The 25,008-nt window shown below is 73.3% G+C and carries 11 protein-coding genes; 2 read left to right on the top strand and 9 right to left on the bottom strand.

Features of this window, described 5'->3' with window-relative positions:
* From OHA77_RS14190 to OHA77_RS14165, 6 genes are read right to left on the bottom strand one after another with little or no spacing between them, the layout of a single operon-like run.
* The gene (locus OHA77_RS14190; protein ID WP_326820142.1) at positions 1 to 204 is read right to left on the bottom strand and encodes an MbtH family NRPS accessory protein; all 204 of its coding nucleotides are present in this window, start codon (positions 202 to 204) and stop codon (positions 1 to 3) included.
* Positions 201 to 5,591 carry an SDR family NAD(P)-dependent oxidoreductase gene (locus tag OHA77_RS14185; RefSeq protein WP_406318547.1) on the bottom strand — a complete coding sequence of 1,797 codons (5,391 nt, stop codon included), beginning with the start codon at positions 5,589 to 5,591 and terminating at the stop codon, positions 201 to 203. The genes OHA77_RS14190 and OHA77_RS14185 overlap by 4 nt, the downstream gene beginning before the upstream one ends.
* Positions 5,581 to 9,114: an amino acid adenylation domain-containing protein gene (locus OHA77_RS14180; RefSeq protein WP_406318545.1), complete on the bottom strand. Its 3,534-nt coding sequence runs from the start codon at positions 9,112 to 9,114 to the stop codon at positions 5,581 to 5,583. Before OHA77_RS14180 ends, OHA77_RS14185 begins: the two co-directional genes overlap by 11 nt.
* Positions 9,111 to 11,414: a lantibiotic dehydratase gene (locus tag OHA77_RS14175; RefSeq protein ID WP_406318543.1), complete on the bottom strand. Its 2,304-nt coding sequence runs from the start codon at positions 11,412 to 11,414 to the stop codon at positions 9,111 to 9,113. Before OHA77_RS14175 ends, OHA77_RS14180 begins: the two co-directional genes overlap by 4 nt.
* A complete protein-coding gene (locus OHA77_RS14170; protein WP_406318542.1) occupies positions 11,411 to 14,479 on the bottom strand; it encodes an alpha/beta fold hydrolase in 3,069 nt (1,022 codons plus the stop codon). The genes OHA77_RS14175 and OHA77_RS14170 overlap by 4 nt, the downstream gene beginning before the upstream one ends.
* Positions 14,476 to 17,973, bottom strand: a complete 3,498-nt coding sequence (locus OHA77_RS14165; protein WP_406318541.1) for an amino acid adenylation domain-containing protein — start codon at positions 17,971 to 17,973, stop codon at positions 14,476 to 14,478. The genes OHA77_RS14170 and OHA77_RS14165 overlap by 4 nt, the downstream gene beginning before the upstream one ends.
* A 292-nt stretch (positions 17,974 to 18,265) precedes the next feature.
* On the opposite strand from OHA77_RS14165, the gene OHA77_RS14160 reads away from it, so the two are divergent.
* A complete protein-coding gene (locus tag OHA77_RS14160; RefSeq protein WP_406318540.1) occupies positions 18,266 to 20,104 on the top strand; it encodes a BTAD domain-containing putative transcriptional regulator in 1,839 nt (612 codons plus the stop codon).
* 16 nt (positions 20,105 to 20,120) lie between these two features.
* Here the strand turns inward: OHA77_RS14160 and OHA77_RS14155 are convergent, their stop codons facing one another.
* Together OHA77_RS14155 and OHA77_RS14150 are read right to left on the bottom strand one after the other, a co-directional pair.
* Positions 20,121 to 20,474, bottom strand: coding sequence for an STAS domain-containing protein (locus tag OHA77_RS14155; RefSeq protein WP_326820149.1), 354 nt, complete (start codon positions 20,472 to 20,474; stop codon positions 20,121 to 20,123).
* 53 nt (positions 20,475 to 20,527) lie between these two features.
* Positions 20,528 to 22,024: an LCP family protein gene (locus OHA77_RS14150; protein ID WP_406318539.1), complete on the bottom strand. Its 1,497-nt coding sequence runs from the start codon at positions 22,022 to 22,024 to the stop codon at positions 20,528 to 20,530.
* Between the two features lie 65 nt (positions 22,025 to 22,089).
* On the opposite strand from OHA77_RS14150, the gene OHA77_RS14145 reads away from it, so the two are divergent.
* Positions 22,090 to 23,121 (top strand): glycosyltransferase family 2 protein, encoded by a 1,032-nt coding sequence (locus OHA77_RS14145; protein WP_406318538.1) that lies wholly within the window; start codon positions 22,090 to 22,092, stop codon positions 23,119 to 23,121.
* An 89-nt stretch (positions 23,122 to 23,210) separates the two neighbouring features.
* On the opposite strand, the gene OHA77_RS14140 is transcribed toward OHA77_RS14145, so the two are convergent.
* Entirely contained in the window at positions 23,211 to 25,004 is a 1,794-nt protein-coding gene (locus OHA77_RS14140) for a CDP-glycerol glycerophosphotransferase family protein (RefSeq protein ID WP_406318536.1), read from the bottom strand.
* Positions 25,005 to 25,008 lie beyond the last annotated feature (4 nt).

Genomic DNA, 25,008 nt, shown 5'->3' with positions numbered 1-25,008 from the left:
TCATCCCCCCTGGCGCAGGCTGAGCGGACGCATGTCAGTCCATACCGTCTCGATGTGGTCCAGGCACTCCTGGCGGGCTCCGCTGAAGCCGGCGTCGTGCCACCCGGCGGGGAGGGTCTGGCCCACGGGCCAGATCGAGTACTGCTCCTCGTCGTTGCGGACGACCAGGTAGGGGGAGTCGGTCACGGTTCCTGCCTCGTTCATTTGCGGTCCAGCTTGGGGATGGTGGTGGCCGGACGGGTCTGCTCGGCCTCGCCGGCGGCCCGGAGCCGTTCGACGACGGCCGCGAGTTCGGCCACCGTCGGTGACTCGAACAGGCTGCGCATCGGCAGTTTCACGCCGACGGCCTTGCGGAGGGAGGCGATGAGCTGCACCGCGATCAGAGAGTTGCCGCCTAGTTCGAAGAAGTCGTCGTCGATGCCGACCCGGGACACGCCCAGGCCGTCGCTCCACACGCGGGCGATGGTCGCCTCCAGTTCGGTGCGGGGCACGGCGTGGTCGCCGTCCGCCGCCGTGTCCTCTCCGGCCCCACCGGTCTCGCCGTCTCCGGCGTGGATGTCGGTGGTCCGGGCCCGGACCCGGTCGAGAAGCTCGGCCACCGGCAGCGGGTTGATCACGACCTGGGAACCGAGGCGCGCGGCCAGCACCCGGCGGAACGCCTCCGCGCCGTCCACCGGGGCGATGCCGTCCGTGGCCGGCCCGGCCGGGAGTGCCGTCGCGGCGCCCGTCCCGCCGGGGGCGGCCAGGTCGCCGGTGACGGCGTCACGGTCCACCCGGCGCAGGACGAAGTCACCGATCTCCACCAGCACCCGGCCGTCCTCGTCGAACAGCGTCAGGTCCGCCGAGACCACGTCGTCACCGCCGTCGGCGTAGCGCAGGTGGCTCCAGAACCGCGCGGGCAGCGGGCCGCGCACCAGCACCCGGCCGTAGGAGAGCGGCAGGTAGCTGCCCTCGCCCCGGCCCTCGCCGAACGCGGTGGCCACGTCGAGCAGCGCCGGGTTCAGCACCCAGCGCTCCAGGTCGGCCAGCGCGGCCTCAGGGGCGACGATCCTGGCGAGTTCCTCATCCCCGCCCACATGGTGCTCGCCCAGCGCGTCCCACCTGGGACCGAAGGCGAGCATGCTGGTGCGGCCGGTCTCGTGCCCGGTCTCGTGCCCGGTGGAGCGCGGCCGGCAACGGGCCACGATCGACGGGGCGTCCGTCGCCGCGGCCGGTCCGGGACGGACCCACGCGGCCGAGCCGCGCACGTGCGTGGCGGAGCGGCCCGCCGTACGGCTCACCACCCCGAACTCGACGCCGTCCGGCGAGCCGGTCAGCTCCACCCGGTACTGGGCGGTGCTCCCGTCGGGCACCGAGAACGGTTCCAGGAACGCCACGTCCCGCAGCTCCACGACGTGGTCGGCGTCCGGCGCGGGCAGGCACGCGGCCACGGCGGCGCGGGCCGCCTCCAGGTGACCGGTGCCGGGCACCACGGGCACCTCGCCGATCCGGTGCTCGTCGAGCAGCCAGTGCGTGCCGGCGGACACCAGCCCGTGGCACTCGGCCTCGCCGTCCTGCCCGGTGACCCGGGTGGAGAGGACCGGGTGGTCCATCGCGCCGGCCACTCCGCCGCGGGCGGCCCGGAAACCGTCGGGCGCGGACACCTCGACGGCCATGCCGACCTCGGTCCAGCCGCCCCAGTTCTGCGAGACGACCGGCGCGCGCCAGCCGTGCGCGCTGCGGGCGTAGGCGTCGAGGAAGCCGTTGGCCGCGCAGTAGTCGACCTGCCCGAAGCCGCCGACCACCGAGGTCACCGAGGAGCAGAGCGCCACCCAGTCGAGCGGGAGGTCGCCGAAGACCTGCGCCAGGGCGAGGGTTCCCGCGATCTTGGGGGCCAGTACGGCGGTCGCCGCGGCGCGGTCCTTCACCTCGGCCATACCGCCACCGGGCAGTCCGGCGGCGTGCACGATGCCGTCCAGCCCGCCGAACTCGGCCTCGATCCGGGTGCGCGCGGCGCCCAGGTCGGCCGGGTCGGTGACGTCCGCGGCCAGTACCAGCACCTGGGCGCCGGCCTGCTCCATCCGCCGGATGGCCAGGATGGCCCGGCCTGTCCGGTCGGCGCCGCCGTGCACCGTCAGGTGGGTGTCCCACTCCTCCCGCGGCGGCAGGCCGGCCCGGCTGAGCAGCGCCAGGCGGGCACGGGCCCGCCGGGCGAAGTCCTCGGCGAGGGTGATGCCGATCCCGCCGACGCCACCGGTGATCAGGTAGCGGCCCCCGTCGCGGACCACCGGGGTCCCGGCGGCCTCCTCGCCCACGGACACCTGGGTGTAGTCGGTGACCCAGCGGCGGCCGGCGCGCAGCGCCACCTCCGCCTCGTCGGCGGGCCGCAGCAACTCGGAGACGAGGTCGGCCGTCTGCGCGGTGCCCGCCTCCGGGTCGGCGTCGATGTGCCGGACGGTCAGGCCGGGCACCTCCAGCGGGACCACCCTGGCGATGCCGGCGATGGTGGCGTGCTCGGGGCGGAGCAGGGGGCCCTGGGCGTCCGAGGTGCCCGACGACACCACGTCGAGGTGGATGCCGTCGGCCACGCCCGCACCGGCCAGCGCCTGGACCAGGTCCAGCAGGCTGAAGAAGCCGCGCTCCTGCGCGTCCCAGGTGGCGGTGATCCCGCCGTCCGCGGGCAGCCCGTCCAGCGCCAGGGCGTGCACGATCCTGGCGGGGACGCCTTCGGCGAGCACCGCCCCGTGGTCGCCGGGACCGGCGACCCGTACGGTGACGCCCCGGGCGCGCAGTTCGGTGACGAGTTCCCGCCCGCGGGGCCCGTCGGCCAGCACGACGCAGTCGCCGAGGTCGGCCCGGCGGAGGTCCGGGGCCGCCTGGCGCCAGGTGGGGACCGCGAACCAGTCGGCCAGCGGCAGCGGACCCCGGCGCCTGACCGGGGCGGCGGCCGCCTGGTCGGCCGGGTCGGCGTCGATCCAGTAGCGCCGGCGCTCGAACGGGTACGCCGGCAGCGGCACCCGGCGGCCCGCCGCGCCGAAGCCCGCCCCCAGCGGCACCCCGGCGGCCCACAGCGTGCCCGCCGCGTCGTAGACGGTGGCGGCGTCCCCGGCCCGCTCCCCGGCGCCGGGCATGCTGGGCAGCGGCGCGGCCGCCCCCTTGGGGAGCTGCATCCTGGCCAGCCCGGCCAGCTGCCGTCCGGGCCCGCACTCCACCAGCAGCGGAGGCGTGTCGCCGTGCGCGGCGAACAGCCCGGCCACGCAGGCGCCGAACCGGACGGGCTGCCGCAGGTGGCCGGCCCAGTACGCCGGGTCCGTCGCCTGCTCGGCGGTGATGAGCTCACCGGTGACGTTGGACCAGAACGGCAGGCCCGGAGCCTGCCGGGGCACCGACGCGACCAGCTCGGTGAACTCCGCGAGGATCGGCTCCATCATCGGCGAGTGGAACGCGTGTGAGGTGCGCAGGGCCTTGCAGCCCACCTTCTCGGCCTTCAGCGCCTCGGCGAACGCCTCGATCGCGTCCGCGGAGCCGGCCACCACGCAGGTGCCCGGTCCGTTGACGGTCGCCACCGACACCCCGTCCGGCAGCCGGCCGGCCAGTGCCGACTCGTCCCGCTGGACGGCGAGCATCGCGCCCGGCGGCATCGACTGCATCAGCGCGCCCCGGGCGGCGACCAGTCGCACCGCGTCGGCCAGGGTGAAGACTCCGGCGACGGTCGCGGCGACGTACTCGCCGATGGAGTGGCCGATCATCGCGGCCGGCCGTACTCCCCAGCTCTGCCAGAGCCGGGCCAGCGCGTACTCCACGGTGAACAGCGCCGGCTGGGTGTAGCGCGTCTGCCGGAGCGTCTCGTCGGCGCCGGGCGCGGCGCCGAACATCAGCTCGCGCAGGTCGAGGCCGAGAGTCCCGGTGAGCAGGTCCGCGCACTCGTCGACCGCGGCGGCGAACACCGGTTCCGTCCGGTACAGCTCCGCGCCCATGCCGGCGTACTGCGCGCCCTGCCCGGAGAACAGGAAGGCCACCGCCGGCGGGGTCGCACCGGCCTCGCCCTTACGGCGGCGCTTGCGGTCCCGCAGCGCGGTCATCGCGTCGGCGGGACCGGTGGCCGCCACCGCGGCCCGGTGGGAGTACTCCATCCGGCCGGTCCGCAGCGTGTGGGCCACGTCGGCGAGGTCGAGGTTCCCGTGCGCCTCCAGGTGCCCGGCGAGCCGGTCCAGCGCCGTGTCCAGCGCGGTGGCGGTCTTGGCGGACACCTGCAGCAGGTGCGCGGGCCGCTGGGGAAGGGGCTCCGCGTCGACGCGCGGCGCCTCCTCCAGGATCAGGTGCGCGTTGGTGCCGCCGATGCCGAAGGAGCTCACTCCGGCGCGCCGGGGACCGCCGTCCGTCTCCCACTTGCTGAGCGTGGCGGCCACGTAGAACGGGGTCTCGGCGAAGTCGATCGCCGGGTTGGGGCGTTCGTAGTTGATCGTCGGCGGGATGAGCCCGTGCTCCAGCGCCAGCACCGCCTTGATCACGCTGATGATGCCCGCGGCCTGACTGAGATGGCCGATGTTGGACTTCACCGAACCGATGCCGCACCAGCCGCGGTCCTGCGTGCCCTGTGCGTACACCGCGGACAGGGCGGCGACCTCGATCGGGTCGCCCATCGCGGTGCCGGTGCCGTGCGCCTCGACGTAGCCGATGCTGCGCGGGTCGATCCCGGCCGCCCCGACCGCCTGCGCCACCGCGGCGGCCTGTCCGTCGACGCTGGGCGCGGAGAAGCCGACCTTCCCGGCGCCGTCGTTGTTGATCGCGTTGCCCCGCACCACGGCGTGGATGTGGTCGCCGTCGGCGATGGCGTCCTCAAGCCGCTTCAGTACGGCGACGCCGACCCCGCTGCCCCAGACGGTGCCGTTCGCGTCGGCGTCGAACGGGCGGCAGTGCCCTTCGGGGGAGGTGAACCCCTCCACCCCGATGTATCCGGTCGCCGGCGGGTGCTCCACGTTCACGCCGCCCGCCAGGGCCATGTCGCACTCGCCGCCGCGCAGCGCCTCGCAGGCCAGGTGGAGCGCGACCAGCGACGTGGAGCAGGCGGTGTGGACGGTCAGGCTGGGCCCGCGCAGGTTCAGCCGGTACGACACGGTGGTGGCCACGTAGTTCGGCGAGTTGGCGGTGGCCAGGCCGATGCCGTGGCGGGTCTCCCACACCCGCTCGTTGCGGGCCAGGTTCTCCCACAGGTACTGGTTGCCTCCGGTGCCGGCGTACACGCCGATGGTGCCGTCGTAACGTCCGGGGTCGGTCCCGGAGTCGTTCAGCGCGGTGTAGCACGTCTCCAGGAACAGCCGGTGCTGCGGGTTGAGGATCTCCGCCTCGCGCGCGGTCAGCCCGAACAGCCCGGCGTCGAACTGGTCGTACCCCTCGACGTAGGGGGCCTTCGACACCCAGCTCGGGTCGTCGACGTCCTCCTCGGCCACCCCCCTGGCCAGCTGCTCCTCACGGGTGAAGGTGGTGATCGACTCGACCCCGTCGACCAGGTTGCGCCAGAACTCGTCGAGGTCGGCCGCGCCCGGCACCCGGGCGGCCATCCCCACGATGGCGATCGGCTCGACGCCCTCGTCGGCGACGTCACTGGTCATGGTCGTTCTCCTGTCCGGTGGTGCTGTTGACGCGTCGTGGGCGTCGGGTACGGTTGCGCCTCGCCTCGCCTCGCGAGACGGCGCGGGCAAGCTCCGAGTCCCCGGTCGGGGGGGCGCCTGCGGGACCGCTCACCTGGGCGTCCAGGTGGGCGGCGAAGGCACGGATGTTCGGGTAGCGGAACAGGTCCACCATCCGCAGCTCACGGTCGAGCCGGACGCACAGGCGGGCGTGCACGGCGGCGAGCGCCAGTGAGTGACCGCCGATGTCGAAGAAGTTGTCGTCGGGGCCGACGGTGTCCCGTTCCAGGACCTCCCGCCAGATCGCGGCGACCAGCTGTTCGGTGGCGCTCGACCCGCTCCCGGAGCTCGGGGGCGGCGCATGCGGTTCGGCGATCCGCATGGCGCCGGGCGCGGCGTCCGGCGTGACCCGTCCGGGCAGGACGACCTCGCCCACCGGGGTGGCCGGATCGGCGGCCAGCGCGCCGACCAGGGCGACGTAGTCGGCGAGCATCGCGTCGACCCTGGCGGCGTCGAACAGGTCGGGGTTGTAGACGACCTCGACGCAGAACCGGCCGGCCCGCTCCGTCACGTACACGGTCATGTCGAACGGGGATCCGGGCTTGGCCACCTCGACCGTCTCGCCGCTCACCCCGGGCAGCTCCAGCCGGGGCCGCGTGAGGTTCAGCACGTTGAACATGATCTGCACCAGCGGGGCGCGGGACGGGTCCCGCCGGATGCCGAGCCTCTCGACCACGCGCTCCAGCGGAGCGGCCGGGTGGGCGGCGACGTCCAGCAGTTCGCGGGTGCACCGCCGTACCTGGGCGGCGAAGTCGGTGCCATCGTCCGAGCGCAGCCGCAGCGGGACCATGTCGATGAAGAACCCGACCAGGTCGTCGAAGGCGGCCACCCGCCGGTCGGCGACGACCGCGCCGATGATGTGGTCGTCGCCGCCGGTGAGCCGGTGGAGCAGCCGGCCGAGCCCGGCCAGCAGCACCCCCGCCGGGGTCGCGCCGAGGCCGGCGGCGAGCGCGCGGACCGCGGCGTCGGCGCCGGGCGGCAGGACCACGTGGGCCTCGGCGCCCCGGTAGGTCTGCACGGCCGGGCGGGGCCGGTCACGGGGCAGGTCCAGCACGGTGGGCGCCTGGTCCAGATGCCCGGCCCACCAGGCCAGGTCCGCGTCCCCGTCGCGCTCGTCCCGCTCGGCCCGCCAGACGGCGTAGTCGGCGTACGACGCCCGCAGCGGCACCAGGTCCGGCTCCCGGCCGGCGACGGCGGCCGCGTAGCAGGCGGAGAGATCGGTGTAGAGCGCGTCCCGGGACCAGCCGTCGAACACCGCGTGGTGCAGGGTCAGCGCCAGCACGTGCTCGTCGGGGCCCAGCACGTACAGCCAGGCCCGCCAGGGAGGACCGCCCGCCAGGTCGAACGGCGCGGACGCACCGGCCGCCAGCCGGGTGCGCAGCTGCGCGTCCCGCTGCGCCCGGCCGTACCCGCGCAGGTCGACCACGGTCAGCTCCACCTCGCCGGGCGGCTCGCAGACGGCGTACGGCACCCCGGCCGTCTGCCGGATCCGCCAGCGCAGCACGGCGTGCCGGTCGGCGACGGCCCGCAGCGCCGCCCGCAGCGCCGGCACCTCCAGGGGGCCGCGCAGCGTCTCGGCCAGGGCGATGTTGTACGGCGCGGCCTCGGGCGCCAACTGGTCCAGGAACCACAGGCGGCGCTGCGGCGGCGCCAGGGTCGGCGGGTGGCCGAGGGAGAGCTCCGGACCCCGCAGCCGGGCGGCCCTGTCGAACCGCCCGGCGATCTCCGGCAGGGTACGGCCGGCGAACACGTCGTCCACCGTCACGTCCAGGCCCAGCTCGTCGCGGACGGCGGCGACCAGCCGCATCGCGGTGATCGAGTCACCGCCGCCGGCGAAGAAGTCGGCGCCGACGCCCAGGCGCCGCCACACCGCCGCGAGCGCGCGTTCGGTGGCGGTCTCCCCTTGGAGCGAGTCCTCGGGTGAGCCGCCGGCCGGGCGCTCCCGGGCGGCGAGTTCCCGCAGCCCGGCCCGGTCCACCTTGCCGGAGGCGTTGAGCGGCAGTCCGGGCAGGCGCAGCACCCGCCCGGGCAGCATCGCCGCGGTCAGCCGCGAAGCGGCGTAGCCGGTATCGGCCGGGGCGTCCTCCGGGGTGAGGAACGCGACCAGCTCCAAGCCTCCGCCGGGCCCCGGCACCGCTTCCACGGCCGCCTGCGCGACCGCCGGGTGCTCCTGCAGCACGGCCGCGATCTCGCCGAGTTCGATCCGCTGCCCGCGGATCTTGATCTGCCCGTCGCGGCGTCCCAGGTAGACGAGCTGCCCGTCGTCGGCGTAACGCACCATGTCCCCGGTCCGGTAGAGCCGCGCGCCCGCCTCGCCGGAGAACGGGTCGGGCACGAACGCTCCGGCGGTCAGCGCGGGCCTGCCCAGGTAGCCCCGGGTGATGCCGGGGCCGCCGATCAGCAGCTCGCCCTCGGCCCCCGGCTCGACCGGGCGGAGCCGGTCGTCGACGACGTAGCAGCGGTTGCCGTGCGTCGGAAGGCCGAGCGTGACCGGCGTGGTCTGCGGTGCGGTCAGCTCGCCGGCGACGGGCGCCACCGTGGTCTCGGTGGGTCCGTAGGTGTTGACGAACCGGCGGCCCGCCGTCGCCCACCGGTCGACCAGCTCGGCCGGCACCACGTCGCCGCCGCACATCACCGTCCGCCAGCCGGGCAGCGCGGCCGGGTCCAGCAGGGACAGCACGGCCGGGGTGAGTATTCCCCAGGTGACCCGGTGCTCGGTGATGAACCGCTGCAGCCGCGCGGGGTCGGTGCGGTCGGTCTCAGCGGCCAGCTGCACCGACCCGCCCACGGACAGCGGCACGAACAGGTCGATGATGGAGGCGTCGAATCCGAGGGAGGAGAAGCCCAGCGCGCGGGTGTCCTGCCCGGCCCCGGTGTGCGCGGCCCAGGTGACGACGTAGGCGGCCAGGTTGCGGTGGGTGACGAGCACGCCCTTGGGGCGGCCGGTGGAACCCGAGGTGTAGATCACATAGGCGAGGTTGTCCGGTGCGGCGGGACAGGGGGGCACGGCGGACAGGTCGACCGGGCCGGCCGGCCCGGGTACGGCGACGCACCGCAAGCCCGTCTCGCCGACGGCCTCCGCTCCCACCCGATCGCACACCACGATGTCCAGACCGGCGTCGGCGGCCGTGTCCCGCAGCCGCAGCCGCGGGCCGGCCGGATCCAGCGGCACGTAACAGCCACCGGCCAGCAGGACACCGAGGAGCGCGACCACCATCGCGGGGCGCCGCTCCAGGCAGACGCCGACCCTGCTCTCCGGCCCGACGCCGAGCGCGCCGAGCTCGGCGGCGAGCGCGGTGGCACGGGCGACCAGCTCGCGATAAGTGATCTTCTCGTCCCACTGCTCGACCGCGACGGAGTCCGGCACGGCGCGGGCCCGCGCCACGATGAGGTCGGCGACGGTCTCCACCGCGGAGCTCGCCGGGTGGGGCGGGCGGGCGTTCATCGTGCACCGCCTGCGGGGGTGGGGTCGGTGATCTGCAGGCGGAGTTCGCTGAAGTAGCGGTTGCCGTGGTGGTCGGGGACCCAGGCCTGGTCGGGGGTGGGGAGGGCTTCGCTGATCACCACGGAGGTGTCGGGTCCGGCGGTGCGGAACATGGTGCACAGGGCACCCACGTAGTGGGGGCTGGTGAGGTCGGTGTAGCAGGGTTTCACTTCGGTGCCGATCTTGACGAAGATCTGGTCGGGCAGGTTGAGGCGGTGCTGCCAGGCGCGGGTGGCGAGGTAGCGTTCGCGTTCTTTGGTGATGTCGGCCAGTCCGGTCTCGGCGACGGTGGTGCGCCAGGTTTCGCGGGCGATGGTGAGCCGGTCGATGGTGATGCGGGGGATGTGCGGGGCGGGCACGGTGAGCTTGAACGCGTCCACGGCGAGCCCGTTGAGCATCCCGCCGAACACCTCGATCAGCGGCCACCGGTGTCCGTCGGGTGCGGTGGCGATCAGGGTGCCGTCCTCGTCGGAGACGGTGACCGCGGTGACCGGCAGCAGCCGGTCGGGGTCGGCGCCCGACGCCGTGGCGAACCCCAGCAGCCGGTCGGTGGTGCCGGTCAGCGACGACGCGACCCGCCCGGTGTGCCGGGGCCAGGTGTCGGGGTGGAGCAGCCGGACCCGGTGCCGTCCGAGGTCGGCGGTCAGCTCGTCGCGGAGCCGGTCGACCTCGGGGTGCCAGGCCGTGAAGAGATCGCAGTCGAACGTCGGCCACGCCGCGTGCAGCTCGCCGAGGACCGCCTGGTAATCGCCGCGGTTGACGGCGTCGACGTCGGGGGCGCAGATCTGCAGGTCGGGGCTGTGGATCCGGGCACCGGACCAGCCGGGCCGCTCGGCGGGGAAGAGCCGGGCCACGGTCTCGGTCAGGTCGGCGGCGGACAGCTGGACGCGGGTGTCGTCCTCCCCCAGACCGAACAGGTCCCCCCAGCGCCGGGTGAACTCCTCGGCGACGGCGTCCGCGGGACGCCGGCCGGCGCCCCAGAACAGACCCTGGGCCAGCGACACCAGGTCGGCCAGGCTCACCAGGGCGCCGGTGTCCTCCCGCAGGTCGTCGTACAGCTCCCGCAACGCCGCTCCGTACGCGTCGGCCAGCGCCACCGTCAGCCAGCGGGCGGTGGTGAGGATGATGGCGAGGGGTGGTGCGAGGTCGTGGAGGAGGGTGGCGCCGATGGTGACGTCGAGGTCGCGGGTGGTGTCTTCGTAGCAGAGGGTGCGGCCGGCGTACATCTGGCCGTCGCGGCGGCGGGGTGGGGTGCCGGTGAGGGTGGTGAATTCGGTGTCGAGGGCGGCGAGGGCGGTTTTGAGGGTGTCGGGGTCGCCGGCGGCGGTGGCGACGGTGTCGCGGGCGGCGCACAGCCGGTCCAGTCCGGTCAGGGCGTGGTGTCGGAGGTCGGGGTCGCCGATGGTGGTGATGCGTTCGCGTAGGGCGTGTTCGGCGTCGCGGCCGATGGGCAGGGCGGCGTCCCAGGTGATGAGGTCGCGTTCGACCAGGCGTTGCAGGAGGAGGTAGCCGTCTTCGGGGCGGTCGAGTGCGGTGACGGTTTGGTTGGCGGGGGTGCGTCCGTCGCAGCGGGCCAGGAGGGCGGCTTCGGGTGCGGTCAGCGGTAGGGGTGGTTGCATGGGGCGCAGGACGTGTCGCCCGTTCAGGGTGAGGTGGGGCAGCAGCGTGGGCGGCCACCAGCGGCGGATCCGCGGATCCTGGGCGAGGTGGTCGGCATAGGCGCTCATGGCCCAGCCTTCGAAGGACACCCGCCGTTCCCGCAGCAGACCGGGCCCGGTACGGACCGTCAACGCCGGGGTGCCGCCGGCCGCTGGCGTGCCGTCCGCACCGGTGTTCTCCGCGGTGATCCAGCAGACGGGGCCGAAGAAGCCGATGGTCTCGTTCTTGGCGCAGTAGCGCTGCCAGTAGCGGATGACGGCGCGTTCGCGGTCGCGGCGGCGTACGTTGCGGGTGGCGTCGGGGCCGCCGGCGAGCAGGCCGTCCAGGGCGACCAGGACGCCGGGGTTCTGCCAGGTGACGGCCTCGCGGAACAGCGGGTCGGCGGCGATCTCGCAGATCTTCCGGGCGCCGGCCGTGATGGCGTCGGCGAGGGCCTTGTCGAATGCCTCGGCGTCGCCGCGTCCGGCGAGCAGGTCGTCGGCGGCTGCCGCGGCGGTGGGGGAGGCGAAGGCGTCCAGCCCGTCGGCGGGGAATCCGGTGGTGCGCAGCAGTGCGTCCGGCCAGACCGACCAGCCGGTGCCGCCCAGTTCCACCCTCGTCACCGTGCACCGCCTGCGGGGGTGGGGTCGGTGATCTGCAGGCGGAGTTCGCTGAAGTAGCGGTTGCCGTGGTGGTCGGGGACCCAGGCCTGGTCGGGGGTGGGGAGGGCTTCGCTGATCACCACGGAGGTGTCGGGTCCGGCGGTGCGGAACATGGTGCACAGGGCACCCACGTAGTGGGGGCTGGTGAGGTCGGTGTAGCAGGGTTTCACTTCGGTGCCGATCTTGACGAAGATCTGGTCGGGCAGGTTGAGGCGGTGCTGCCAGGCGCGGGTGGCGAGGTAGCGTTCGCGTTCTTTGGTGATGTCGGCCAGTCCGGTCTCGGCGACGGTGGTGCGCCAGGTTTCGCGGGCGATGGTGAGCCGGTCGATGGTGATGCGGGGGATGTGCGGGGCGGGCACGGTGAGCTTGAACGCGTCCAGCAGTTGCATGCCGAGCATCTCGGCGAACACCTCGATCAGCGGCCACCGGTGTCCGTCGGGTGCGGTGGCGATCAGGGTGCCGTCCTCGTCGGAGACGGTGACCGCGGTGACCGGCAGCAGCCGGTCAGGGTCGGCGCCCCGTGCTCTGTCGATGCCCAGCTGCCGGTCACGGGGCCGGACGAGCCCGTAGCCGGTGCGGGTGGTGGTGCGCGGATAGTCCTCCGGGTAGAGGATCCGGAGCCGGTCCGGTCCCAGGTCGAAATCGAGGTCGGCGCGGAGCCTGTCGGGGTCGGGATGGAACGGGCTGAACAACACGCTGTCGAACGCCGGCCACGCCGGGTGCAGTTCGCCGAGGACCGCCTGGTAGTCGCCGCGGTTGACGGCGTCGACGTCGGGGGCGCAGATCTGCAGGTCGGGGCTGTGCAGTCGGGCGGTGGACCAGCCGGGCCGCTCGGCGGGGAAGAGCCGGGCCACGGTCTCGGTCAGGTCGGCGGCGGACAGCTGGACGCGGGTGCCGCTTTCGGCACCGACCGGCACACTGGTCAGCTCGGCCCACCGCCGGGAGAAGTCGTCCGCCACCGTGCGGAAGGGGTTGTCGCCGCCGGTGAACAGCAGCCCTTGGGCGAGGTACCACAGGTCGGCCAGGCTCACCGGGGCGCCGGTGTCCTCCTGCAGTTCGGTGTAGAGGTCCCGCAGGACATCCCGGCACGCCGAGTCGACCGCGTGGGTGAGCCAGCGGGCGGTGGTGAGGATGATGGCGAGGGGTGGTGCGAGGTCGTGGAGGAGGGTGGCGCCGATGGTGACGTCGAGGTCGCGGGTGGTGTCTTCGTAGCAGAGGGTGCGGCCGGCGTACATCTGGCCGTCGCGGCGGCGGGGTGGGGTGCCGGTGAGGGTGGTGAATTCGGTGTCGAGGGCGGCGAGGGCGGTTTTGAGGGTGTCGGGGTCGCCGGCGGCGGTGGCGACGGTGTCGCGGGCGGCGCACAGCCGGTCCAGTCCGGTCAGGGCGTGGTGTCGGAGGTCGGGGTCGCCGATGGTGGTGATGCGTTCGCGTAGGGCGTGTTCGGCGTCGCGGCCGATGGGCAGGGCGGCGTCCCAGGTGATGAGGTCGCGTTCGACCAGGCGTTGCAGGAGGAGGTAGCCGTCTTCGGGGCGGTCGAGTGCGGTGACGGTTTGGTTGGCGGGGGTGCGTCCGTCGCAGCGGGCCAGGAGGGCGGCTTCGGGTGCGGTCAGCGGTAGGGGTGGTTGCATGGGGCGCAGGACGTGTCGCCCGTTCAGGGTGAGGTGGGGCAGCAGCGTGGGCGGCCACCAGCGGCGGATCCGCGGATCCTCGGCCAGCTGGTCGGCGTAGGCGGTCACCGCCCAGCTCTCGAAGGACACCCGGCGCTCGCGTAGCAGACCGGGCCCGGTACGGACGTCCAGCGCCCGATCGGTGTCCGAGCTGATGCCGATCCAGCAGACGGGGCCGAAGAAGCCGATGGTCTCGTTCTTGGCGCAGTAGCGCTGCCAGTAGCGGATGACGGCGCGTTCACGCTCCCGGCGGCGTACGTTGCGGGTGGCGTCGGGGCCGCCGGCGAGCAGGCCGTCCAGGGCGACCAGGACGCCGGGGTTCTGCCAGGTGACGGCCTCGCGGAACAGCGGGTCGGCGGCGATCTCGCAGATCTTCCGGGCGCCGGCCGTGATGGCGTCGGCGAGGGCCTTGTCGAATGCCTCGGCGTCGCCGCGTCCGGCGAGCAGGTCGTCGGCGGCTGCCGCGGCGGCGGGGGAGGCGAAGGCGTCCAGCCCGTCGGCGGGGAATCCGGTGGTGCGCAGCAGTGCGTCCGGCCAGACCGACCAGCCGGTGCCGCCCAGCTCCACCCTCGTCGTCGCCGATCGCTCGCCGTCCGGCCGCTCGCCGTCCGGCGTCATGAGGTCCGCGGCCAGCAGAGCGGTCAGGTCCGCCAGGTTGTCCTGGAGGAAGAAGTGGCCGCCGTCGATGTGGTGCAGGACGAACCCGGCGGTGGTGTGCTGCTCCCACGGAGTCATCTGCTCCGTCGAAACGGCCCGGTCGAGCGTGCCGGCGAAGGCCGTGATCGGCACCGGCAGCGGCGACCCCGGCTGGTACACGTAGTCGTCCAGCCAGGTGAAGTCCGCCCGCAGCGTCGGCAGCAGCAACTCCAGCAGTTCCGGTTCGTCGGCGACCTCCCCGGGCACACCACCGCCGGCCACGACCCGGGCCACCAACTCGTCGTCGGAGAGGCGGGAGAGCCCGTCGAACATGGCCGACGCGTTCAGGTGCGGCGCGCGGGCGGCGCCCACGTACAGCCGGACCGGCAGCGGCGCACCGGTACGGCGCAGCCGCCGGATCACCTCGAACGCGAGCCGCGCGCCCAGCGAGTGCCCGTACAGCGCGTAGGGCCGGCCGTCGGCGGTCACGGCCTCGGCGAGCGCGGCGGCCAGTTCGGTCAGGTCGATCTCGGCCGGCTCGACGATCCTGTTCTCCCTGCCCGGCAGCTGGACGCCCACGACCTCCACGTCGGGAGCGAGGGCGGCCGGCCACGGATGGAACACACCCGCGCCCGCACCGGCGTACGGCAGGCAGAACAGCCGGAGCGCCGCGTGCGGCAGCGGGCGCGCGCACCGGAACCAACGGGCCGTCAAGGTGGTCATCGGGTGCCTCCCGGCGGGTCGATCCAGTAGCGCTGCCGCTGGAAGGGATAGGTCGGCAGGGGTATCCGCCGTCCTGGGACGGCGGATCCGGCGGGCAGCCCTTCGGGCACACCGGCTTGGGACGACAGCCGGTCGGGGTCGAGCGCCGCGACGGCCTCGGCGATGCCGCCGCACTCCACGACGACCCGGTGGGCGAAAGCCCGGCGGCCGACCGTCAGGGTGTGCGCCACGTCGGCCGGCGACAGGTGCGGGTTGGCGGCGAGGTGGTCGCGCAGCCGTACGATCGCGGCTCGGAGGGCCTCGGGAGAACGGGCGGAGACCGGGAACAGGTAGCGGCCCCCGGAGACGGGCGGCGCGGCCGGCGGCTCAGGCGCCTCGGCGACCAGGACATGCGCACCGGTGCCGCCGATGCCGATCGCGCTGACCCCCGCCACCCGCCGTCGGCCGATGGGCCAGTGCGTCGTCTTGGCCGGCAGGTAGAACGGCCCGCGGTCCAGGTCGAGCTGCGGGTTGGGAGAGGCGAGGTGCAGGTTGCCAGGGATCTGCCCGTGCCGTACCGACAGGACCGCCTTGATGAACCCCGCGATCCCGGAGGCGGCGTCCGTGTGGCCGATGTTGGTCTTGACCGCGCCGAGCGCGCAGTGACCGCGGCCCTGCGCGCCGGCCGTCAGGTAGGCCCGGGTCAGCGCCTCCACCTCGATGGCGTCTCCCAGCGGGGTGCCGCTGCCGTGCAGCTCCACCATGCCGACCTCGTCGGGAGAGATCTCCGCGTCCTCAAGGGCCTCGGTCACCGCGGCCACCTGCCCGGCCAGACCCGGTACGGCGAAGCCGGCCCGCGCGGCGCCGTCGTTGCCGATCGCCCAGCCGGGGATCACGGCGTACACGTGGTCGCCGTCGGCCATGGCGTCCGCGAGCCGCTTCAGCGCCACCACGCCGCTCCCGCTGGAGAACCCCGAGCCCTCGGCCGCGGCGTCGAACGCGCGGCACCGGCCGTCGGGAGAGACCATCCCACCGGGGGTGTGCCGGTGCCGCGGCCAGGTGACGGTGACACCGCCGGCGAGCGCGAGGTCGCAGCGGTAGTCGGCGAGGCTCTGGGCGGCCAGGCAGACCGCGACCAGGGAGCTGGAGCAGGCGGTCTGCACCGCGATCGCCGGACCGGTCAGGCCGAGCCGGTAGGCGGCCTGGCCCGGCAGATGGTCGGAGCTCTGGTGGGGAAGGAGCCGTCCCTCCCAGTCGTCGGGATCGTCCGGCGTTCCGGCGGCGGGGTTGCCGAACAGGTGGAAGAGGAAGTAGCGGTTGGCCGAGGCGGAGGCGAACACCCCGATCTGGCCGTCGAACCGCTCCGGGTCGCACCCGGCGTCCTCCAGGGCCTCCCAGGCCGTCTCAAGGAACAGCCGGTGCTGCGGATCGGTGCGGGCGGCCTCGTCGGCGCCGAAACCGAAGAACTCCGCGTCGAAGTCCCCCACCCCGTCCAGCTTTCCGCCGGCCTTCACATGCGCGGGATCCGCCAGCAGGGTCGCCCCGATGCCCAGCTCGCGCAGCTCCGCCTCCGGGTAGTCCCAGATGGCGTCCACCCCGTCGGACAGCACGGACCAGAACGCGGCCGGGTCGGGCGAGCCCGGGAACCGGCAGCCCAGGCCGACGACCGCGATGTGGTCGCCCGAACCGTCGGTGTCGGTGTCGGTGTCGGCCTCAGCGTCGGTGTCGGCCTCGGTGTCGGCGGTCGCCGCGACGTCCGACCGGAGGCGCGAAGAACCGGATGAACCGGACGGACCGAACGGAGCGGACGGACCGAACGGAGCGGACGGACCGGATGGAGCGGACGGACCGGACGGAGCGGACAGGGCCCGGGCCTGGGTGCGCACCGTGGTGTGCTCGAACAGCGTCGTCATCGGCACCGGCGTCCCGAACGCGTCGGTCAATCGCTGCTGGAGCCGTCCCAGGAGCAGGGAGTGCCCGCCGGCGTCGAAGAACGGCTCGGTCACGCCGACCTGGTCCACTCCGAGCACGTCGCACCAGAGGTCGTGCACCGTGGCCTCGGCGGGCGTGGCCGGCCGTTCGCCGGCGCGGGCGGGGCCCGGCACGGGCAGGGCCCGGGTGTCCACCTTGCCGGTCGGGGTGAGGGGCAGCGCGTCGAGCACCACGATCGCCGAAGGCACCAGGTGGTCGGGGAGGGTCTCGGCCGCGGTCCGTCGCATCGCGGCCGGATCCAGTACGGCGGCGGCGGAGGGCTGGACGTGGGCGACGAGCCGGTCGCCGGCGAGCGTGACCACGGCTCTGGCCACCCCCGGCTGTCCCGCCAGGTGCGCCTCCACCTCGGCCGGTTCGACGCGGAACCCGCGCACCTTGATCTGCCGGTCCAGCCTGCCCAGGCAGACCAGTGTGCCGTCGGGGAGCTCGCGCCCGAGATCTCCGGTGCGATAGAGCCGCCCGCCGTCTCCGTCGGTGGTGAACCGTTCGGCGGTGCGCTCCGGATCCCGCCAGTACCCCAGCGCCAGGTACGGGCTGCGGACGGCGATCTCGCCCGCACCGTCGCCGGAGTCCAGCAGCACCACCTCGTAGCCCGGCAGCGCCCGGCCGATCGGCACCAGGGGCCCGGCCTCCGGCTCGCTCTCCACCGAGTCGAAGAAGATCTGGTGGTGGGCCACGAAGGTGGCTTCGGTGGCGCCGTAACCGTTGACGAAACGGCATGCGTCACCGAACCGGCCCCGGCCGGCCGTCACGTCGGTCCTGGTCACCCGCTCGCCGCCGAGCAGCACGGTCCGTATCGAGGGCAGCCGGCCGTCGGGTCCCAGCGCGTCGAGCACATACCGGTAGAGCGTCGGAGTGGAATGGTAGACGGTCACCCCCGAGCCGGCCAGGCGGCTTACCAGCTCGTCCGGTCCGAGGGCGCGGACATCGATCGGGACGACGGCCGCGCCGGTCAGCAGGGCGGGATAGATGTCGGGGATGGAGGCATCGAAGCTGACCGAGGCGAGCAGGCTGAGCCGGTCGCCGGAGGTGATCGACAGGCTCTCGATCTGGTTGCCGACGCAGTGCGCCAGGTTGCGGTGGCTCTGGGCCACCCCCTTGGGCACGCCGGTGGATCCGGAGGTGTAACGCAGGTAGGCCAGGTCGTCCGGCTCGATCGTCGCGGCGGCCGACGGCATCGCGGTCGTCGGGGTCGCGTCCTCGATGAGGACCACCGCGCAGGACCGTTCCCCGACGAGGGACCGGGCGAGTGCCGCGTGCCTCCGCGTGGTGACCAGCACGGTCACATCGGCGTCGTCGAGCATGTACGCCAGTCGCGGCACCGGATACGACGGGTCGAGCGGGACGTAGCCGCAGCCGGAGAGCAGGGCTCCCATGATCGCCGCGATGGTCTCCGCGCCATGACCGGTCAACAGGCCGACGCGTGCTCCCGGGCGGGCTCCCGCCGCGACGACGAGATGCCCGATCCCGCCGGCGGCGGCAGCCAGTTCGGCATAGGTCGTCGAGGAATCAGCCGAATACACCGCGACGCGGTCGGGACCGGCTTTCGCCACATCAAGGAATCGGCCGACTACCGTATGTTGCATTATCCGGATTCCTGCACGTTTCTTGCTATCTGGATCCGCTTATCGGAATCCGCCGTCACCGCGTGGTACGCCGTCACACGCGACGTGCGGCTCGCTGACACGTGGAACGTTAAAGGGCGGACATTTCCGATCATTAGCCATACGATTGCTATGTCCGCAAACGTGGCTATTACGGATCAAGTGTTATCCCTCGCGACGGATCGGCGAAGGCCCAAGGCGGAGGACAGGCATGAGTGTCCACAAGGCTGTTCCCACGTACGACTTCCAGGTTCTCGGGCCGCTCCGGGTCTGCCGGGGCGGGCTCACCGTGGCGTTGCCGGCACGCCATCCCCGCATGCTCCTGGCCGTGTTGCTGCTGCACGACGGCGGGGTCGTCGCCGAGAGGCGACTGCTGGAGCAGGTGTGGGGCCATGGCACCGGCAGCATGACCGCCCTGCGCACCGCCGTGTCGCGGTTGCGTTCCTGGCTGCGTGACGAGGCCGGTGGGGTCGCCTCCCTTGAGCACGTCGACGGTGGATATCGGCTGCGGGTACCGGACCGGTCCGTCGACGCCGCCCGGTTTCGGGCCGCGCTGGCCGCTGATTCGGACACCGCGGGTGTGGACCCCCACGAGCGGCTGACCGATCTGATGAACGCGCTCGAACAGTGGCGGGGTCCCGTGCTGGACGGTGCTCCCGACGGAGTGCGGGAGGACGCCGCGGTACGGGCGCTGGACGACGATCACGCCATGTGCCTGCAGCGGCTGGCCGCGCTCTCCATCGCGGTCCAGGCCCCCGAGCTGCTGCTGTCGAGGACCCGGGCCCTGGCCAGGGCCCGGCCGTTCGACGAGCCGCTGCACACGCGCCTGATCGAGCTGTACGCCGCCTGCGGACGGCCCGCCGAGGCGCTCATGGAGTACGAGCGGCTGAGATCCCGGCTCGCCGACGAGCTGGGCGTCGCGCCCAGCTCGGACGCGCAACGCGCCTACCTCACCCTGCTCGACCAGGACCCTCCGCTGCTCGGCGGGTTCGAGCGGACCCAGGGCAGGGGATGGGGACGACTGGTCGTGCCCCACCAGCTGCCCGCCGACATCGCCGACTTCACCGGCCGGGACAAGGCGACCGCCGTACTCCTCGACCACCTGGGCGGGGTGCTGAACGATCCGATGCGGGCGGCCACGCTGGTCGCGGGGATCACCGGTGCGGCCGGAGCCGGCAAGTCCACCCTGGCCGTGCACATCGCACACCGGCTGGCGGCGACGTACACCGACGGCCAGCTCTACGCCGACCTGGGCGGCTCCGGAACCGCTCCCGAATCTCCGGCCCGGGTGCTCGGACGGTTCCTGCGGGCGCTCGGAGTCGGACAGGCCGCGGTCCCGGAGGACCTGGCCGAGCGCACGGCCCTGTACCGCAGCCTCGTGGACGGCCGCCGGATCCTGGTCGTGCTGGACGACGCCGTGGGGGAGGCACAGGTGAGGACGCTGCTCCCCGGCTCACCGACCTGTGCGGTCCTCATCACCAGCCGGTCCCGGCTGGTGGGCTTCAGCGGGGCGCGGATCGTGGATCTCGACCGGTTCGACGTCGATCACGCCATCCACCTGCTGGCGGCCGTCGTCGGTCACGAACGGGTGGCCGCGGAACCCGAGGCGGCGGCCGAACTGGTCACGCTGTGCGGCCGGCTGCCTCTGGCGGTACGCATCTGCGGTGCCCGGCTCGCCGCCCGCCCGCACTGGCCGCTCGCCAGTCTGGTCGCCGTGCTGCGCGACGAACGCGGCCGCCTGGACGAGTTGAGCGTCGCGGACCTCGCCGTGCGGGACGGTCTGCGGCAGGGCCACGCACGGATAGGGGAGGAAGCCCGGCTGGCACTGGCCCGGCTGGCCCGGCTGGGAGCGGTCGAGTTCACGGTCGGCACCGCCGCCGCCGTCTGCGGCCTGGATCACATCACCGCCGAGGCCTGTCTGGACGTCCTGGTCGAGGCCCGGTTCGTCGCGGTGGTCGACACCGGCCAGACCGGGCGGTTCCACTACCGCCTTGACGACCTGGTCCGGCTGTTCGTCCTGGACCCGGGCGCGACCCGGCCACCGGGCTGACGGCGGAGCCGGGCGTTCAGGCGGCGGCGTCGAGGGCCTCGTGCAGGGTGCCGCACGTCTCGAAGTGCCGGTTGAGGTTGGTGATGGTCAGCAGGTGGGTGATCATGCCGGGATTCAGCACCAGGATGAGACGGCCATGGGTGTCCCTGACCCGGGTGAGCGCCCCCACCAGGATGCCCAGGCCCACCGAGTCGCAGAACGGCACCTCGGTCAGGTCCAGCACCAGGCACGGGTGGCCCGGGGTCTCCAGGGCCTGCTCCACCTCCGCACGGAGCCGGGGCGCGACGGCCATGTCCAGCTCACCCGAGGCCCGCACCACCACGCAGGGACCGTTGCTCCACCTCTGCACGTCGAAAGTCGTGACCACCATCAACACCTCCGTGCGGTCTACCTGCCCTGGAGGGTGGCTTATATGCGTTTGACTTATTTTTTGCAGATGTTCTGGGTCGCGGTCCTCGCCGCGGGGGTGGCGGTCGCGGAAGGAGACGCGGTGGGCGCGGCGGCCTCCGCGACGGTGACCTTCTTGGCGCCCGAGTACTTCTGACCGGCGATCACCTCGATCCGGTCTCCGATGTTCCCCACCGCGCGGACGTCCGCCCCGGGCAGTGCGGCGGCCAGGGTCCGTGCCGAGTCCTCGCGGCCCGTGCCGTAGCGGATGACCGTCTTGTCGTGGTCTCTCTGCTGCGTGTCGCCGGCGGTCTCGGGGACCAGGAAACCGGCCTTCAGCAGGTCGGCCCGCGCTCGCGCGCCGAGACCGGTGATCAGGGTGCCGTTGAGCACCCTGACCGAGATCCGTGCGGGCGGCACGGTGAGCGCGGCGGCCGAGGGGGTCGGCGTCGCGGCCTTGGTCGCGGTGGGGGTGGGTTTGGCGGGTTCGGTGAGCGGTTCGTCGGCGGCGATCCGGCGGAACAGCTCGCCGGCCGCCTCCTTGTCCCAGAGCACGGCCGACTCGTTGGTCGGTGTCGTGTAGTCGACGTCGGCGAGCGGGACCGTGGCGAAGGCCACGTCGTCGGTGGAGACGTCCTTGAGCTGGTTGGCCAGGCCGAGCAGGTCCTTGCGGAGCGGTTCGTCCACCCGGAGCGTGCCGAGGGCGGTGTTGACGAACGAGGTGAGCCTGATCGGGTTGGTCAGCGTGCCGCCGCTCAGGGCCTGGTGCAGCAGGGCCGAGATGACCTGCTGCTGGCGGTCGATGCGGTCGAGGTCGGAGCGGGCGGTGGCCCGGGTGCGGGCGTAGGCGAGGGCCTTGACGCCGTCGAGGGAGTAGGTGCCGGGCTGGAGGGCCAGCGCGGTCTTCGGGTCGTCGATCGCGACCGGGGTGCACACCGAGACGCCGCCCAGGGCGTCGACCACCTCGATGAAGCCGAGCACGTTGATCTCGACGTAATGGTGGATGTGCAGCCCGGTGGCGTTCTGCACGGTCCGTACGGCGAGCTTCGGGCCGCCGAACTGGTAGGCGGCGTTGATCTTGTGCGGGCCCTGGCCGGGGACCGTCGTCCAGGTGTCGCGGGGGAGGCTGACCACGGTGACCCTGGTGTGGTCCTCCGACAGGTGGAGAACCATCATGGTGTCGGTCCGCTCGCCGGTCTCACGTCCCAGCTTGAGCCGGTTCTGCTGCTGGCGGGTGAGGTTGTCGCGCCGGTCCACGCCGACGACCAGGATGTTCATCGCGCCCGTGGACGACGACCCGGTCACTCCCGCGTCGACCGGCTCGATCTGGCTGGCCGCGTAGTTCGGCAGCGCCCACACCACGCCGGAGGCGCCCAGCACCATGGTGGAGAACACCCCGGTGGCCAGCAGGCTTCGGCGCCGGGAACGGGCGCCTCTGGCGGACCTGCGGTCACGCCTGGGACTCACCCGGACCTTGCCGTAGGCGTCACCGCCCACCCGCACCCCCGAGTCGTCCTCTTCCGGGTCGCGCATGCGTGGCCCCCTAGGCTCTGCTGGGTCGATGAGGTACCCATTCGTACAGTAGCGTGAGCGACGCCATGAAGCAGTTCCCCGACTCGCCCGCGCCGGCGTCGTCTTCCGAGACACGTGTCTGGCCCCCCATCTCCATCGTCATCCCGGTGCTGAACGAGGAGCGCCATCTGCGGGAGGCGGTGCGTCAGGTCCTGTCGCAGCAGTACGCGGGACCGATCGAGGTCGTGCTCGCCATCGGCCCCTCCCAGGACCGCACCCAGGAGGTCGCGGACGCGATCGCGGCCGAGGATCCACGGGTGGTCGTGGTCCCGAACCCGACCGGCCGCACCCCCAACGCCCTCAACGCGGCCATCGGCGCGTCCCGCAACGGGATCATCGCCCGGGTGGACGGCCACGCCATGCTCCCGGAGGACTACCTCCGGGTCGCGGTGGAGACCCTTGAGGAGACCGGTGCCGACAACGTCGGCGGCGTCATGGCCGCCGAGGGGGTCACCCCGTTCGAGCAGGCCGTGGCCCGGGCGATGACCTCCAAGATCGGTGTCGGTGGCGCCCGCTTCCACACGGGCGGGACCGCGGGTCCGGCCGACACGGTCTATCTCGGCGTGTTCCGCCGCGAGGCGCTGGAGCGGGTCGGCGGCTACGACGAGCACTTCCAGCGGGCACAGGACTGGGAGATGAACCACCGCATCCGTGAGACGGGCGGCCTGGTCTGGTTCCAGCCCCGGATGCGGGTCTCCTACCGGCCGAGACCCACCGTCAAGGCCCTCGCCAAGCAGTATTTCCACTACGGCCGCTGGCGCAGGGTGGTCGCCCGCACCCACGAGGGCACGATCAACCTGCGCTACCTGGCGCCCCCGGCGGCGGTGCTCGCCATCCTCGTCGGCCTGGTCGTCTCGCCCTTCCTCTGGCCGGGCCTGCTCATCCCCGGCCTCTATCTGGCGGCGATCCTGGCCGGTTCGGCGGTGACCGGCAGCGGCCTGCCCGCGGCCTCGCTCGTCCGGCTGCCGCTGGTCTACGTCACCATGCACATGTCATGGGGCTGGGGCTTTCTCACCAGTCCGAAGCGGCTCGGGAAGCCCCCGAAAACGCGAGGCTGACCGCCGCGTCCCCGCGGGCTCGGCCGTCCGTGAGCTGCGGGCTCAGTCGTCCGCGTCCGCACGGGCTCGGCCGTCCGTGAGCCGCGGGCTCAGTCGTCCGCGTCCTCGCGGGCGGCGCGCTCGTAGGCGCCGTTCACTGCCTCGTTCAGGCGGGTCATCGCGTCCGGATGGTCGGGGCCGAGCAGGTAGGTCCTGAGCTTGCGCCTGGTGGCCGCCAGCACGTCCTCCCCGCCGCGCTCCACGGCCGCCAGGACGGCGGGCAGCCCGTCCAGGTCCTCGGTGAGCAGGTAGGCGGCCTCCGCGCTGGGATACCGCTCGCGGAAGGCCCGCTCCGGCAGTCCCGCCACATTGGTCACCGCGTACGGCTTGCCGCTGGCGATGAAGTCCGCCACCAGGCTGGAGATGTCGGTGATCAGCAGGTCGGCCTGGTTGAAGCAGTCGTAGAGGGAGGGTTCCGGGCCGGTGACGACCCGGTGCCTGATCGGCTCGGCGTGGGCCGTACCGGCGGGGTGGCGGGCGATGGACCGCGACAGCTCCGCCCGCTCCAGCATCGTGAGGATCTCCCGGTGGACGTCGCGCGCGGCCGGGTTGCGGTAACCGGTCAGCGGATGCGGTTTGTAGATCACCCGGAGCGCGGGGGAGCGGGCCAGCAGGGCGCGGACGATCGCCTGCCCCATCGTGAGGATCGAGGTGTGGAACAGATCGTCGGTCCATCCCTCCCAGGTGGGGGCGTAGAGCACGGTGCGGTACGGCAGGCCGGACCCGGTGCTGCGGACCCCGGTGAGCTGCGGCCGGCCCACCTCGTGGACGTCCTCGTCGCGCACGCCCACCCGGGCGCGGAGGTAGCGGTCCCGGCCGGCCTGCCCGGCCACCCAGACCTCGTCGTAGACCTTGGTGAACGGATTGAACGACGCCTCCTTGTCGCTGTCCCCGTGGCCCACGAAGACGCTGCGCAGCCCCCGGATGCGCAGCATGTGGATGTTCTTTCCGACGTTGGCCGGATACAGGCAGACCCGGGCGGAGGCCAGGGCCCCGAAGCTCATCAGGTCGGCCGCCGACGGGATGCAGACCACCGGCAGCGAGGTCTCCCCCAGCAGCCGGAGCATGCTCGTCTCCCGCAGGACCACCACGGCCCGCCGGTCGATCCGCTCCAGGGGGCGCAGCCACATGGTGGCCTGGTAGGCCGAGTCGTTCGGCCCGGAGAAGTAGAGGATCACCTCCGGCCGGTAGCGGGCGAGGCGCCTGCCGACCGCCTTCAGCACGCCGCGCCGGTTCCTGAGCGGCCTGATCCGGCGCAGGTGGGGCAGCAGGCCGAGCACGCCCGCGGCCCCGAGGCCGAGCGCGATCGCCGCCCCGGCCGCGCCCTGGTAGTCGGTGCCGAGCACCGCGTCCAGCGCCGCGCCGCCGACCGGCGGCATGTCGAGGTACAGCGTCCGCATGCCTCCGTAGCCGACCAGGACGTTCGGCGGCGGTGGCGGGATCTCCACCGCGCCGTCGATGTTGCGGGTCAGCACCGGAAGCCTGGTGAGCACCCGGGTGTGGGCGATGGCCAGCCCGGTCTGCAGGGCCCGTACCCCGTGCAGCGTGAACAGCCCCAGGACCAGGGCCGCGAACCAGGGCGAGTCGGTGCCCGCCGTACGGGCGACCAGGAGGACCGCGGCCATCTCGCGGATCATGAACCGGAGTGTGACGCCCAGGTGCACGCTGCTCAGCAGGTCGATCAGCTTCCTGGCCCGCCGCCTGGCGACGATCTCCGCCGCGTAGGACAGCGCGCAGAACGCCAGGAAGACCCAGGGCCAGGGCCACAGGGCGGCGACGACGAGCGGCGGGTAGGAGCCCAGCACGGCCGCGCACGCCATCAGGGCACGAGGGTCACGCTTCATTCTC

Origin of the sequence: Streptosporangium sp. NBC_01639 (genome assembly GCF_045209755.1) — a bacterium.
In the GTDB taxonomy this organism is placed as follows: Bacteria; Actinomycetota; Actinomycetes; order Streptosporangiales; family Streptosporangiaceae; genus Streptosporangium.
This window is presented reverse-complemented; position numbering and strand designations above follow the sequence as displayed.